Here is a 13,793-nt window from a genome sequence, read left to right on the forward strand (position 1 = left end):
CGAGTCCGGTACCGGGGGCGACCGGACCTCACCCGCCTTCCGGCATCCGCCCCCGCAGCAAGACGAACACCAGGAGATCAATGTGGCCCGGCGTCCCCTGCCCGGCATCCTGCAGAAAACCGGTGCCCAGCCCGCCGCCCGCGGGCGGGACCTGGTGCGGACCGCCACGGACGGCGTGTGCGACGTCGCCCAACCGCTGATCGTGCTCGCCCGGGGCCTCGGCCGCCTGACCTCCGCCGCCCGCACCAGATGGCGCTCCACGCCCAAGGACCGCCGTGGAACGGTGGCGCTCACCGGTCTCGGCCTGCTCGTCTCCCTCGCCCTGGTGCCCTACGGCCCGGTGCTGGCGGCCGGGGGCCTGCTGGCGGCGGCGGCCTGGCTCGGGCGGCGTGGTGCACCGGTCGCCGAGGGTCCCGACGAGTCGCAGCGCGAACGGCTGCGGGCGCTCTACGAGGCCCTCGTCCCCTACTTCGGTGCGGAGGCGGACCCCGACGCGCTGTACGCCCACGGCGGCGACTGGACCAGGGCCCTCACCGACGCCGGCTTCGGCCGGGACGGCCGGCTCAGCCGGCTCACCGTCGCCTACCCGCCCTACTTCACCGACGGGGAGCCCGAGGCGCGGGCGCGCGTGGAGCAGGTGTTGTACGCGCGGTGCGGCCGGGGCCGCGAGTACCGCTTCACGTGGGACGAGGAGGCCGGCCGGCTGGCGCTGACCGTGCTGGACCCGCTGCCCGTGGACATCGCCGCGCAGGCCTTCGTCACCTCGCCCGGCGAGACGGTCCTGGGGTTCACCGATCCGGACGCGGTCGCCCGCACGGTGCCCGTGACCGACGACTCGGGCACCCGGGACGCCTCTCCGGTGCTCTGGCGCACCGGTCCGCGCTCCAGCGAACCCCACCTGCTGGTGCTCGGGCGTTCCGGTGCCGGCGTCACCACGCTCCTGCGTTCGGTGGCGCTCCAGGCGCTCCCGCACGGTGACGTGCTGCTGGTCGACGGCGGTGGCGCGGGCGAGTACGCCTACCTCGCCGGGCGGCCCGGCGTCATGGGCGTCGAGGACAGTCTCGCCGGTGCCGAGGCGACCCTGGAGTGGGCGGCACACGAGACCGAGCGGCGCCTGATCATCGCCAACCGGGCCCGGCAGTCGGGCCGGACCGCCCCCGCGGACGCCCGCCGTCCGCTCTGGCTGCTGCTGGACCGCCCCTCGGCGCTGTCGCACCTGGCGGCGGTGGAGAAGCTGGCCGACCCGCAGCACCTCCTCCAGGTGCCGCTGCGCCACGGGAGGTCGGTCGGCGTCACCGTGGTCATCGGCGAACACCTCGACGCGGCGCCGCAGTTGGCGGAGGCGGCGCGCTCCCAGGTACGGGCCCGGGTGGTGCTGGGCCCGGTGGACCCGGCCGAGGTCACCGCCCTGCTCGGGGCACCGCCGCTGAGCACCCCGGCGGTGGGGGCGCCGGCGGGACGCGGTTACGTCCGCCTCGGTGACGGACCGGTGCTGCGGCTCCAGGTGCCGGCCACCCCCGACCCGTTCGACGAGAGCGCCAGCCCCGAGCACCGGCAGGCCGTGCTCGCCCTGCTGCCGCGCCGTCCGGGCCCCGCGGACGGCCGCACGCCGTCCCCCGGCGCGGTGCACGTCCCGGCGGCGGAGGCCTGAACCGCCCGGCCGGACCGGGGAGTGCGGCGGGCGGCGGGTCCGGCCCCGGGACGCCCCGGCCGACTCGCCACGGCCGGAGGCGCCGTCAGGCCACGAAGGAGCTGAAGCTGTCGCCGGTCGTGACGTTGCCGCCGGCCACCGCCTGCGCGGCAGTCGCCAGCCGGAGCGCCGCCTCCTCGGCGACCGGGCCCGACACGGTGAACGGCAGCCTGACGTACCCCTCGAAGGCACCGTCGACGCCGAACCGCGGTCCCGAGGGCACCCGGACGCCCAGCCGCTCACCGGCCTCCGCGAGGCGCGAGCCCGACAGGCCGCCGGTGCGCGCCCAGAGCGTGAGCCCGCCGTGGGGGACGCTGAACTCCCAGTCAGGCAGGTGCTTTTCGACGGCGGCCACCATGGCGTCCCGGTTGACTCCGGCCAACTCGCGCCGGAGCTGTACGCACTGCTGCCAGCCCTCGCCCTGCAGGAGCCAGGCGATGGCCAGTTGCTCGACGACCGGGGAGCTCAGGTCCGCGTAGATCCTGGCCGCGACGAGCCGCCGGATCGCCTCGGGCGAGGCACGGACCCAGCCGATGCGCATGCCCGCCCAGCACGCCTTGCTGGCCGATCCGACGGTGACGACGGTGGAGCCGGCGCGGTCGAAGGAGGAGACCGGGCGGGGGGTGCCGGCCTCGGGGCTCGCGTCGATGCGCAGTTCGGCCATCGTCTCGTCCACGACCAGGAGGGTGCCGGCCGAGCGTGCGGTGTCCACCAGCGCCCGGCGCTGCTCGTCCGTGGCGAGCGTCCCGGTGGGGTTGTGGTAGTCGGCGACCACGTAGGCCATGCGGGGAGCGGCGTCGCGCAGCACCTGCCGCCACGCCGGCACGTCCCAGCCGCCCAGTTCGTCGGCGAGGGCGACGGGGACCAGCCGGGCTCCGGCGTCCCGCAGCAGTTGGAGGATGTTGGCGTAGGAGGGAGAGTCGACGGCGACCCGTTCACCCGGCCCCGTCATGAGTCGGCAGATGGCCGCCACGGCCCCCATCGCCCCCGTGGTGACCATGATCTGTTCGGGCATGGTGGGGACGCCGCGGGCCGTGTAGCGGTCGGCCAGGGCCTGGCGGAGCACCGGCAGACCCGCGGGGTAGTCACCGTGGGTGGCCGCATAGGGCGGCAGCTCCTCCATCGCCCCCCGCAGCGCCTGGGTCAGCCACGGTTCGGGCGCCGGGAGCGAGGCGCAGCCCAGGTCGATGACCGAGCCGGCAGCCTCGGGGGGAAGGGGCTCCAGGCCGCGGGTGGGCAGCGGGTTGCCGGCCGGGACGGTGGTCCAGCTGCCCGCACCGCGGCGCGACTCCAGGAAGCCCTCGGCGCGCAGCGCCTCGTAGGCCGCGGCGACCGTGGTCCGGCTGACGGCCAGGGCCGCGGCCAGTTCACGCTCCGCCGGCAGCCGGGCCGCGACGGGCACCCGCCCCTCCAGCACCAGCCGTCGCACCCCGTCGGCCAGGCCCCGGTAGGCGGCGACCCGGCGACCGGACGCCGCTCCCGCGACGGCCGGACTCTCGGCGCGCTGCGAGCGCACCAGTCGCGCAAGCTGCTGGGCACCCACCGCGGAAGTCCACTGGGTCACCAAAATCAGTCCACCTTCCCAGGATTGGCCCTGTATGCCGTCTCCACGCGACGGAAGACTAGCCAGAGCACAAGCCAATAATGCCAGGGAGGGGCGTGCACATGAAGACCGAGGATGCCACCGAGACATCACCGGGGGGCGGGGCGGACGGCTGGGACGGGGAGCGCGCCCACCCCGCCGCCTCCGGGGGCCCGGGAGCGACGACCGGGCCCGCGGAGCGCTGCGGACCGGCCGGGCACTTTTCGCCGGGAATCCCCGCACGCCTGGTGCGCCTGTACACGGGGCTGGTCCTGTACGGCCTGAGCATGGGGCTGCAACTGCGTGCCGGGCTCGGCCTGGAGCCGTGGAACGTCTTCAACCAGGGCGTGGCCCGGCACACCGGCCTCACGATCGGCACGGTGACGATCGCGACCGGCGCCCTGATCCTGCTGCTGTGGATCCCCTTGCGGCAGCGTCCCGGCCTCGGGACGGTCTCCAACGTGGTGGTGCTCGGCCTGGTCATGGACGCGACGCTGGCAGCCGTTCCGGAGGTGCACTCGCTCTGGGTCCGCGTCCCGCTGCTGGCCTTCGCGATCACGCTGAACTCCACCGCCACCGGTCTCTACATATCGGCGCGCTACGGCCCCGGCCCCCGGGACGGGCTGATGACCGGGCTGCACCTGCGGACCGGCCGTCCGGTGCGTCTGGTGCGCACCTGCATCGAGGTGACGGTCCTGGCGGCCGGGGTGCTGATGGGTGGCTCGTTCGGGGTGGGCACGGTTGCCTACGCACTCGCCATCGGGCCGCTGGCCCAGTTCTTCCTCCGGCGCTTCGGCGGGCTCGGCCACCCCGCGAGAGGCCCGCAAGAGCGGCCCGCGCCCGCGCCGGCCGCCACCGGAGCGGTCTGAGGGCCGGCGACACGCCCAGCGCAGGTGGCGCCTCGGCCTGGCCCGCAGACAGCTGCGGACGCGCTGGCGGCGACTCGGTTTCCCCTGGGGGTGAGCGGGGCGGTAGTGTACGCCTTTGGCTCACCGGTGGGAGCGTTACTGCGCACTGTTCCGGCGAAGGCAACCCAGTACATCTGGTTTCAGATGTGACAAACCGGGCGCCGGTGGGTAGAACAAGGGGCGGCACGACGGGCGACGCATGTCCCACTACGGGAATCTTCACCGCCGACCGGACGTTGAACGGATGACGACGACAGCGACACCTGTCCTGTGGGCGACAAGCCCGGGAGGCACGATTCATGAGTGAGCGAGCTCTTCGCGGCACGCGACTCGTGGTGACCAGCTACGAGACCGACCGCGGCATCGACCTGGCCCCGCGCCAGGCGGTGGAGTACGCATGCCAGAACGGACATCGTTTCGAGATGCCGTTCTCGGTTGAGGCCGAGATTCCGCCGGAGTGGGAGTGCAAGGTGTGCGGCGCCCAGGCACTCCTGGTGGACGGCGACGGCCCCGAGGAGAAGAAGGGCAAGCCCGCACGTACGCACTGGGACATGCTCATGGAGCGGCGCACCCGCGAGGAGCTGGAAGAGGTGCTCGCCGAACGTCTGGCGGTGCTGCGTTCCGGCACCATGAACATCGCCGTGCACCCGCGCGACAACAACGGCCGCAAGTCCGCCTGAGGGCGGAGTCGACGAAGGGCCGGGACCTCCTGGGGTCCCGGCCCTTCGTCGTGCCCGCTCAGCCCCCGGCCCCTGCGGCAGGACGCCCGCGGGGGGCCCGGCAGGGCTCCCGCGGCGAACCCGTCAGGGATTGAGCGGCGGGTCCTGCCGGCCGCCCGGTCGCGGCTGCTCCTCCTCGTGGACGACTTCGCCGGGCACCACCTTGCCGTCCGGCCGCCGCATGCGGGCCTGGCGGAAGGCGTCCCCCAGCGGCCCCGGGTGGGCGGCGCGGGTGGAGACGTACCGTTCGACACGCCGGCGGGCCGAGCGCTGGACCGGGGGCAGCAGGCACACCAGCCCCACCACGTCGGAGATCAGGCCCGGCACCATGATGAGGAGGCCGCCGAGCATCGCGAGCGTGCCGCTGCCCTGGGCGCGTGGGGTGCGGCGCGTGGCGCCCTCCTCGGCGCTGCCGCCCCCCGGGGCCCCGACGGACTGCCGCAGGTCCCGCCAGGCGCGCCGCCCGGCCCGCTTGACCAGGCTCGCACCCACCACGATCCCGGCCAGCAGCAGCAGGAAGACCACCCAGCCCCCGACGGCGTCGGCGACGAGCACCAGGAGCCAGATCTCCAGCGCCACCCAGGCCGCGACGGCCAACGGCAGCAGACGGCGGAGACGGGAGCGCTGGTCGGGGCGGGAGCCCTGCGGTGTGGCTTGGGTCATGTCTCCAGTGTGCCTGCCCGGGCCCGAGCCCGTGCTGCGAGGTCCCGCGGAACGCGGCCGAGGCGGGGCCGGTCAGCTGCCGGGCCACACCAGGAGGCAGAACTCGTTGCCCTCCGGATCGGCGAGGACCGTGGTGAGGACGCCGTTGTCGTCGAAGGGGCCCCGGACGATTCCGGCTCCGCAGGCCAGCAGCCGCGACAGCTCCGGCTCCAGCTCGGGAACGCGCAGGTCGAGGTGCATGCGGTTCTTAACTCTCTTGGGTTCGGGCACCTGCTGGAGCAGCAACTCCGGGCCGTGGCCCGCCGGCGGCCCCAGGCTCACGTACGGGGCCACGGCACGTACCCGCCGGTAGCCGAGAGCGGCGCACCAGAACTCGGCGAGGCGGTCGTTGTCCGCGCAGTCCAGCACGAGGGCCAGTTCCGCCCGCGCCGGAGCCTTCTCCTTGGCCATGCCCTTCCCCTTTCCCGGCGGTCCCCGTTCGCACGCCGCACCGGCCACGGTCCCGTTCCGCATGCGCGGGTGCTGCCCGGGCACCCGGAGGATGCAGCACCCAGCCACCACCGCGCAGGAGGAGGACGGCGATGGACCGCCGGATGGAGACCCCCGAGCAGGCAGGCACCGGGATCTCCCGCGACATGCCCGACCAGGAGGCCGGTACCGAACGTGAGGACCGGTGGGCGGCGAGCCGCGACAGCGCCGTGCACCGGCCGGGCACCCCCGAGGACGTGCCGGACACGGACGTCCCGGGCAGCGGGCGCAGTGGCGACGGCCCCCGCCCCGCTGTCCACCCCGACCAGCCCGACCCGGACGAGCCCGCCGACTGACCGCACTCCCGGGCTCGCGGCGCACCACGGATCCGCGCCACGAGCCCGGGCCGTCACCACCATGGGGCAGGCCCCACAACCCGCGTACGGGTCGTGGGGCCTGCCTCGTGTCGCTGCCGCCCCCGCGGCCCCGGCCGGGGCCGTGGGCGCCTCGTCACAGGGCCCGCAGCGCGGGAAGCAGGGTCTTGCCCGCCCAGTCCAGGAACGACTCCTGGTGGCCTCCGCCGACCTGTACCAGGGCCACCTCGGTGAAGCCCGCCTCCACGTAGGGGCGGACCGCGGCCACGAACTCGTCGACGTCGTCCCCGCACGGGATGGACTGGGCGACGTCCTCCTCCCGCACGAACTGCGTGGCGCCGGCGAAGTTGGCGGGCCCGGGAAGCTCCGCGTTGACCTTCCAACCGCCGGCGAACCAGCGGAACTGGTCGTGCGCACGCTTGACGGCCGCGTCGCGATCGGTGTCGAAGCAGACCGGGAGCTGGCCCACCTTGGGCTTGCCCGCCCCACCGTGCCGCTCGAAGCCCTGGACCAGCTCGGCCTTGGGCTCCGTGGCGATGACGAGGTCGCCGAGCCGGCCGGCGATCTCGCAGGAGGGCTCGCCGGAGACCGCGATGCCGATGGGCGGGGCCTGGTCGGGGAGGTCCCACAGCTTGGCCGCGGCCACGTCGTAGTGGGTCCCGTGATGGTTGACGACACCGCCCCGGAACAGTTCCCGGATGATCTCGACCGCCTCGGTGAACATCTCCTGGCGGACCTCCACGGTCGGCCAGTCGGCGCCGACGACGTGCTCGTTGAGGTTCTCCCCGGAGCCCAGCCCGAGGCGGAACCTGCCCTCGGCGAGGAGCTGGAGCGTCGCCGCCTTCTGCGCGACCACGGCGGGGTGGTAGCGGAAGGTCGGGCACGTCACGTACGTCATGAGCGGGATGGTGGACGTCGCCTGCGCGGCGGCCCCCAGCACGCTCCAGGCGTAGGGCGCGTGGCCCTGCGAGGCGAGCCACGGCGAGTAGTGGTCCGAGGTCACGGAGAAGTCGAAGCCGACCCCCTCGGCGCGGACCACGTGGTCCACCAGCTCCCGGGGCCCGGCCTGCTCGGTCATCATCGTGTAGCCGATTTGCACCATGTTGTCGCGGTTGCCCTTGGTGGGCCCGGGGAAAACCCGCCGAGGCGACGGTCCTCGGGCCCCTCACCCGGGCCCGGCGGACACCGGGTGGACCGTCAGGGCCCGAGGTGCCCGCCTCTCGGCGGGGCGTCCCGAGCGGCCGTGTGCCCCCGGGCGGGGGCGGTCAGGCGTCGCGCCGCCCGGTGACCCGCCCCACGCGGGAGCCGACGCCCCAGGCGGTGACCCGCCACATGGCCTCGACCAGGATGTCCCGGCTCATCTTGCTGTCGCCCACCTCGCGCTCGACGAAGGTGATCGGCACCTCGACCACCTGGTAGCCGCGCTGCACCGCCCGACGGGCGAGGTCGACCTGGAAGCAGTAGCCCTGGGAGACCACCTCGTCCAGCCCCAGGCCCTCCAGGGTCTCGCGGCGGAAGGCGCGGAAGCCGCCGGTGATGTCGCGCAGCGGGAGGCCCAGCATGAGGCGGGAGTAGGTGCTTCCGCCGCGCGAGATGATCTGCCGGCTCCGCGGCCAGTTGACGGTCCGTCCGCCGGGGACCCAGCGGGAGCCCAGGACGAGGTCGGCCTGGCCGAGAGCGGTGAGCAGGCGGGGCAGTTCCTCGGGCTGGTGGGAGCCGTCGGCGTCCATCTCGACGAGGACCCCGTAGCCGTTGTCCAGACCCCAGCGGAAGCTCGCGAGGTAGGCGGCGCCCAGGCCCTCCTTGCCCTTGCGGTGCAGGACGTGGACCTGCTCGTCCTCGACGGCCATCTCGTCGGCGACCTTGCCGGTGCCGTCGGGGCTGTTGTCGTCCGCGACCAGCACGTGCGCGGCGGGGACGGCCGACCGAACCCGCGCGACGATCCGCTGGATGTTGTCCACCTCGTTGTACGTCGGGATGATCACCAGGGTGGTCCCGAGCGGGCCGTACTCTCTCCGGCCGCCGCTGTTGGTCACTGCTCTCCAAGTCCTCTCTGGTTCCTCCCGCGCCCACGCCGGGTGAGAACCACCGCGGCCACGCAGGACAGAACGCCCACCATAGCGAGGACCCACTCGGGAGCCGCGCCGACGCGGTCGGCCGGCGTGGTGTTGTCACGCAGAGGGATGCTCAGGTCCATCACTCCCCGGGTGAACTCGGGGAGCCGGCGGACCACCGTGCCGTCGGGGGCGACGACCGCGCTGATGCCGCTGGTGGCCGCGGTGACCACGGCGCGCCCGTGCTCCACCGCACGCAGCCGGGACATGGCCAGCTGCTGTTCGGGCTGGCCGGTACGGCCGTAGGTCGCGTTGTTGGTCTGCACCACCAGGGCCCGCGCGCCCGCGTTGGCGGTGTCCCGGACGATCTCGTCGTAGGCCACCTCGAAGCAGATCACGTCCCCGAGCTTCGCTGGGCCGAGCTTGAGCACCCCGGTGTGGTCGCCCGGGTAGAAGTCGCGGGGGATGCGCTGGAGGCGGGTGATGACCTTGCTGAGTTCGGCCCGGAAGGGGACGTACTCGCCGAAGGGCACCGGGTGCTGTTTGGTGTAGGAGGCGCCGGGCCCCGTCCTCGGGTCCCAGACGATGCCCTCGTTGAAGACGTAGCCCGGCTTCGTGGGGTGGTCCACCAGCGCGCCCACCAGCACGGGCACCCCGATGTCCTTCACCGCCTCGTCGATGCGCTCGTAGGCCTCCGGGTAGGTGTAGGGGTCCAGGTCGGAGGAGTTCTCCGGCCACAACACGAGGTCGGGGCGGCGGGCCTTGCCAGCGCGGACCTCGGCGGCCAGCCGCTCGGTGGCCGTGGCGTGGTTGTCCAGGATCTGCATGGGGCGGCCGAGGAAGTCCATCCCGGGGCGCTCCACGTTGCCCTGGACGACCGCCACGTCCACGGTCTCGCCACCGCCGCCGGTGCTGCCCGGGACGCCGGCGTCGTGCGCCCCGTGCGGCAGCGGTACGGCCAGTCCCGAGCAGGCCAGGAGGGCGGCGAGGACGACCGCGGAGGCTGTGGTCACGGCGTGGCGGGTCCGCGCGGCGGGGTCCTGGGTGAGCCGGGCGAGGCGGACGAGCGCGGCGGCCAGCATCCCGCCCACCAGGGCGACGGCGAAGGTGACCAGGGGCGCGCCGCCGAGGGCGGCGAGCGGTGTGAAGGGCGAGCCGGCGTTGGCGAACGCCAGCCTGCCCCAGGGGAAACCGCCGAACGGCACCCGGTCGCGGGCCCACTCCTGCGCCACCCAGAGGCAGGCCCCCCACAGCGGCCACAGCGGCAGCCGGGAGGCGAGGGCGATGCCGCCGCCCATGACCGCGACGAACACCGCCTCGATGACGGAGAGACCGACCACCGCGTCCCAGCCCACGACGTGCAGCCAGCGCAGCAGCAGCAGGAGGAAGGGGACACCGAAGGCGAACCCGGTCCACAGGCCCTGCCGGAAGGTGCGGCCGTGCACCAGGAGGGCGAGTGCGGTGACGGCGAGGAAGGACAGCGGCCACAGGTCGTAGGGCGGGAAGGCCAGCCCCAGGGCGAGGCCGCACACCACCGCCAGCAGGCTCCGGTAGGCCTCCCGGCGCAGCAGCGCGCCCAGCCGGCGCAGGCGCCCCGGACGGGCGGCGACGGGACGCGGGCCGTCGTGCTCCGCCTCGGAGCCGTCGGAGCGCGGTGCCACGCCGTCCGTCGCGGCACCGGTGAGCGCGGCGCCGGGCGTGGTGCGGGCTAGGGGGGAGGAACCCGAGGGCACGGTCGCGGCCTTCCTGACGTGCGGGAGGATCAGGTGACGGTACCGCGTGTCGCTGACGGCGGGCGCCGGCGGGTGGGGACGGGCGCCGGCGCGGAGGCCCCTGCGGAGCACCGGCTCGCGGCGGGGGCCGGCGGTGGCCGTGTCCGCGGGGGTGCGGATGGGGGCTCGGTACCCTTCGGGCCGACCTGGGGCCCGCTGGCTGCGGGTCGACCGAAGGCCGTTGTCTACTGAGCTCCGAGCCCCGACCCGGGTCGCACCTGCCGGCCGGGCGGATCCTTCCTTCGCCCCGTTCCGCGTGGACTGGACCTGGCTCACAGTGGTGGGCGCGGAGCGCCGCACCGTGGCCCAGTGGCGTCCGACGACGTCTCGGAGGTCTGCCGGCCTGGCGTCCGGTGGTGGACTCGGCCGAACCTACCCGCCGGGGGCGGTCGGCTGTCAACACGGGCGCCACCTGGGGCGTCCTCGTGTCCGTGCTGGTCAGCCCTGTGCCGCGCGGGCGCCGAGAGCCTGCCGGCGGCCACCGGGAGGCCGCGCGGACACCCGGCCGATCACCCGTTCGGCCGCTCGTGGACGGTGCGTCCGCCGACGACGGTGCGCACACAGAGCGGGAGTTCGCGGCCCGGAGTGAGGTCGGGCAGGCCCGGCGTCCCGGAGCGCGGGTCGGTGGACCAGCGCTCCACCCGCTCGTCCGGCGCCTGGACGACGAGCTCCTCGGTGCGCCAGACCGCGTAGTCGGCCGGGGCGCCGGGGACCAGGACACCGGCGTCGTCCCGGCCCACGGCGCGCCAGCCGCCCCGGGTGTGGGCGGTGAAGGCGGCACGGGCGGAGATGCGGTGCTCCGGCGTGTGGTGGAAGACCGCCGCCCGGACGGTCCCCCACGGGTCCAGCGGGGTCACGGGGGCGTCGGAGCCCAGCGCCAGGGGGACTCCGGCGCGCAGCATCGCCGCGAAGGGGTTCAGGGTCCGGGCGCGTTCGGCGCCCAGTCGCTGCGCGTACATGCCCTCCCCGCCGCCCCAGCGGGCGTCGAAGGCGGGCTGGACCGAGGCGGTGAGGGCCAGTTCGGCGAACGCGTCGACGGTGGCGGCGTCGGCCATCTCGGCGTGCTCCACGCGGTGGCGGGCAGCGCGCACCCGGTCCAGGCCGACCCGGTCGGCGGCGGCGCGGACCCCGGTGACGACGGCGGCGAGGGCGGCGTCGCCGATGGCGTGGAACCCGGCCTGGAGGCCCGCTTCGGTACACAGGGCCACGTGTTCGGCGATGGCGGCCGCGTCGAGGTGGGCGCTGCCGGCGTGGGCGGGCGCGTCGGCGTAGGGCGCGTGCAGGCAGGCGGTGCGGGAGCCGAGGGAGCCGTCGGCGAACAGGTCGCCCGCTGCGCCGATCGCGCCCAGGTCGCGGACGCGCTGGACGTCCTTCTCGCCGGTCACGAGCTCGGCCCAGTAGCCGAGCACGCGCGGGGCCGGCTCCTCGCCGGCCGCCAGGGCGAGGAGGGCGGCCAGGTCGTCCTCGCTGGAGATGTCGGGGCCGGCGCACTCGTGGAGGGTGCCGATGCCGAGGGAGGCGGCGCGGGCGAGGGCGGCGCGCTGGGCCCTCTCGCGCATGAGGGGCGTCAGGGCGGCGTGTGCGGCCTCCCGGACCGCGTGGTGGGCGTCGCCCGTCAGCGGCCGGTCGGGCTCGAACCCGGGCAACCGGCGTACCTGGGGGACGAGTTCGAGGAGGGCGGTGGTGGCCACGGCGGAGTGGACGTCGACGCGGCTGAGGTAGAGCGGACGGCCGGACGTGGCCTCGTCGAGCTCCGCGCGGGAGGGGTGCCGGCCCTCGGGCCACGCGGAGGCGTCCCAGCCGTGGCCGAGGAGCACCCGGTGGTCGCGGTGGTCGGCGGCGTACGCCCTGACGAGGTCGAGGGCCTCGCCGAGGCTGCGGGCCGGCGCGAGGTCGAGGCCGGTGAGCGCCAGACCGGTGGCGGTGGTGTGGACGTGGGCGTCGGTGAAGGCCGGGGTGACGAGTGCGCCGTCCAGCACGACCACCTCGTCCACGCCCTCGGCGAAGGAGTCTGCGGCGCCCTCGGACCCGACCCATGCCACCCGGTCGCCCTCCACCACCATCGCGGTGGCGAAGGGGTCGGCGGGGCTGTGGACCTCGCCTCCGCGCAGCAGCACGGTGCGGGGGCGGGTCGGTTCGGTGGTGGCGTCGCGCATGCCGACAGTGTCCCCCGCGGCGTCCGGCCGCCGTCGCGTGGGGGCCGGTCGGCGGACGCCCCGCGCGCCCCGCCCGGCGTGGCGCGACCGCGTGGGCGGGGGCGTCGCGCGCGCCGCGGCGGGCGTGAGGGGTTCACCGGCACGGATTACCGGTCAGGTGCGTCGGCGCCGTCGGTGGGCGGCGGACTGATGCGGGGCGGCCTGGCCTCGTAGGGCGTGGAGAGGGCGACCGTGGTGCGGGTGGAGACGCCGGCCAGGGTGCGGATGCGGGTCAGCAGGTGCTCCAGTTCGAGCGGGGTGGCCACGCGCACCTTGAGGATGTAGTTCTCGTCCCCGGCGACGCTGTGGCAGGCCTCCAGCTCGGGGACGCCGGCGAGGCGGTCGGCGATGTCGTCGGGGGCGCTGGGGTCGAAGGGTTTGACCGAGATGAAGGCGGTCAGGGGCAGGCCCACCGCCTCCGGGTCGACGATGGCGGCGTAGCCGCGGATGACCCCGCGCTGCTCCAGGCGGCGTACCCGCTGGTGCACCGCCGAGGTGGACAGGCCCGTGGCCCTGCCCAGGTCGGTGTAGCTCATCCGCCCGTCGCGCACGAGCAGATCCACGATCCGTCGGTCCAGCTCCTCCATCCCGTCAACCTACTGTGCCGGGGCCCGGCTGCGCACAGGAGGCCGACAGGTGGACAACCACCGGCGCAGGGTGTGACCAACGCCACACTCCCGTCCTGACCTGCGAGACGCCGGAGTGATTATGCGTGCGGCATGCAGGGAAGTGCTCGGGGTGGTCGAGGCCGCCCGCCACAGGGGGTGGCGGCTCGCTCGGCCCTCAAAGGGGGAAGGCCACCCATGCCACGTCGGAAACCCGCCGCGTCCCAGGCTCCGTCCGAGCAGGTCCTCAAGGACGACGAGGAGGACCGCGCCGCCGAGGCGGCGACGGGCCGGCCCGTCGCCGTCGAGGGGCCGGCCGAGACCCCGGACGACTTCGACACGTGGGAGATGTACCGCGTGTCGTGCCCGGACTGCGGACAGTCCCTGGCCCTGCTGGCCGACGAGGAGGTCCTCCCGGAGCACGCCCTGTGCCCCTCGCCATGGAACCCGTTCGTCCTCACCGTGTGCCCGGGCGCCGGACGCCGGGCCGCGGACGCACCGCCGGTCGACGACTCGCTGCGCGCCCACGAGCAGGACACCGACCTGCTGCTGACCCTGCCCGAGGGCCTGGACTGGCGCACCCAGCCGTTCTCCCACGCCGGCGGCCCGGGTTCCCGGCCCACCCGGGTGTGCGCCCCTCGTTGAGACACGGCCCCGCGGCGGCCCGGGCCGCCGCGCGCCCCCCCGGGCCTGGCTCTTATACACAACTGTCGCTGGCGGCCGATGTATCAGGGTAGATATCGGGGGTCGCCGGATGAGGAAA

At 74.8% G+C, this 13,793-nt stretch carries 13 protein-coding genes; 5 read left to right on the forward strand and 8 right to left on the reverse strand.

Annotation, left to right across the window (positions count from 1 at the left end):
* The first annotated feature begins 82 nt into the window (after positions 1 to 82).
* A complete protein-coding gene (locus ACFV3R_RS09010; protein WP_385577919.1) occupies positions 83 to 1,651 on the forward strand; it encodes a hypothetical protein in 1,569 nt (522 codons plus the stop codon).
* An 85-nt stretch (positions 1,652 to 1,736) separates the two neighbouring features.
* Here the strand turns inward: ACFV3R_RS09010 and ACFV3R_RS09015 are convergent, their stop codons facing one another.
* On the reverse strand, positions 1,737 to 3,254 hold the full coding sequence (locus ACFV3R_RS09015; protein ID WP_385577922.1) for a PLP-dependent aminotransferase family protein: 1,518 nt from the start codon (positions 3,252 to 3,254) through the stop codon (positions 1,737 to 1,739).
* 305 nt (positions 3,255 to 3,559) lie between these two features.
* Here ACFV3R_RS09015 and ACFV3R_RS09020 point away from each other — a divergent pair, with 305 nt between their 5' ends.
* Positions 3,560 to 4,141 carry a YitT family protein gene (locus ACFV3R_RS09020; protein WP_385578274.1) on the forward strand — a complete coding sequence of 194 codons (582 nt, stop codon included), beginning with the start codon at positions 3,560 to 3,562 and terminating at the stop codon, positions 4,139 to 4,141.
* A 338-nt stretch (positions 4,142 to 4,479) separates the two neighbouring features.
* Entirely contained in the window at positions 4,480 to 4,860 is a 381-nt protein-coding gene (locus ACFV3R_RS09025; protein WP_385577924.1) for an RNA polymerase-binding protein RbpA, read from the forward strand.
* A 123-nt stretch (positions 4,861 to 4,983) separates the two neighbouring features.
* On the opposite strand, the gene fxsA is transcribed toward ACFV3R_RS09025, so the two are convergent.
* The gene (fxsA, locus tag ACFV3R_RS09030; protein ID WP_385577927.1) at positions 4,984 to 5,562 is read right to left on the reverse strand and encodes an FxsA family membrane protein; all 579 of its coding nucleotides are present in this window, start codon (positions 5,560 to 5,562) and stop codon (positions 4,984 to 4,986) included.
* Positions 5,563 to 5,634: 72 nt separating this feature from the next.
* Entirely contained in the window at positions 5,635 to 6,012 is a 378-nt protein-coding gene (locus ACFV3R_RS09035) for a VOC family protein (RefSeq protein ID WP_385577930.1), read from the reverse strand.
* Positions 6,013 to 6,143: 131 nt separating this feature from the next.
* Here ACFV3R_RS09035 and ACFV3R_RS09040 point away from each other — a divergent pair, with 131 nt between their 5' ends.
* On the forward strand, positions 6,144 to 6,386 hold the full coding sequence (locus tag ACFV3R_RS09040) for a hypothetical protein (protein WP_385577933.1): 243 nt from the start codon (positions 6,144 to 6,146) through the stop codon (positions 6,384 to 6,386).
* Between the two features lie 154 nt (positions 6,387 to 6,540).
* Here ACFV3R_RS09040 and ACFV3R_RS09045 read toward each other — a convergent pair whose 3' ends face one another.
* The 5 genes from ACFV3R_RS09045 to ACFV3R_RS09065 form a co-directional block, all read right to left on the reverse strand.
* Entirely contained in the window at positions 6,541 to 7,506 is a 966-nt protein-coding gene (locus ACFV3R_RS09045) for an LLM class F420-dependent oxidoreductase (RefSeq protein ID WP_385577936.1), read from the reverse strand.
* 163 nt (positions 7,507 to 7,669) lie between these two features.
* A complete protein-coding gene (locus ACFV3R_RS09050; protein ID WP_385577939.1) occupies positions 7,670 to 8,440 on the reverse strand; it encodes a polyprenol monophosphomannose synthase in 771 nt (256 codons plus the stop codon).
* Positions 8,437 to 10,191, reverse strand: coding sequence for an apolipoprotein N-acyltransferase (lnt, locus tag ACFV3R_RS09055; protein ID WP_385577942.1), 1,755 nt, complete (start codon positions 10,189 to 10,191; stop codon positions 8,437 to 8,439). Before lnt ends, ACFV3R_RS09050 begins: the two co-directional genes overlap by 4 nt.
* 548 nt (positions 10,192 to 10,739) lie before the next feature.
* Complete coding sequence (locus tag ACFV3R_RS09060; protein WP_385577945.1) at positions 10,740 to 12,386, reverse strand: amidohydrolase; 1,647 nt, start codon at positions 12,384 to 12,386, stop codon at positions 10,740 to 10,742.
* Between the two features lie 146 nt (positions 12,387 to 12,532).
* Positions 12,533 to 13,012: an Lrp/AsnC family transcriptional regulator gene (locus tag ACFV3R_RS09065; protein WP_385577948.1), complete on the reverse strand. Its 480-nt coding sequence runs from the start codon at positions 13,010 to 13,012 to the stop codon at positions 12,533 to 12,535.
* A gap of 216 nt (positions 13,013 to 13,228) precedes the next feature.
* Between ACFV3R_RS09065 and ACFV3R_RS09070 the strand changes: the two genes are divergently transcribed.
* Positions 13,229 to 13,675, forward strand: coding sequence for a hypothetical protein (locus tag ACFV3R_RS09070; protein WP_385577951.1), 447 nt, complete (start codon positions 13,229 to 13,231; stop codon positions 13,673 to 13,675).
* Positions 13,676 to 13,793: the final 118 nt, after the last annotated feature.

This window comes from Streptomyces sp. NPDC059740, from assembly GCF_042733155.1.
Taxonomy (GTDB): Bacteria; Actinomycetota; Actinomycetes; order Streptomycetales; family Streptomycetaceae; genus Streptomyces.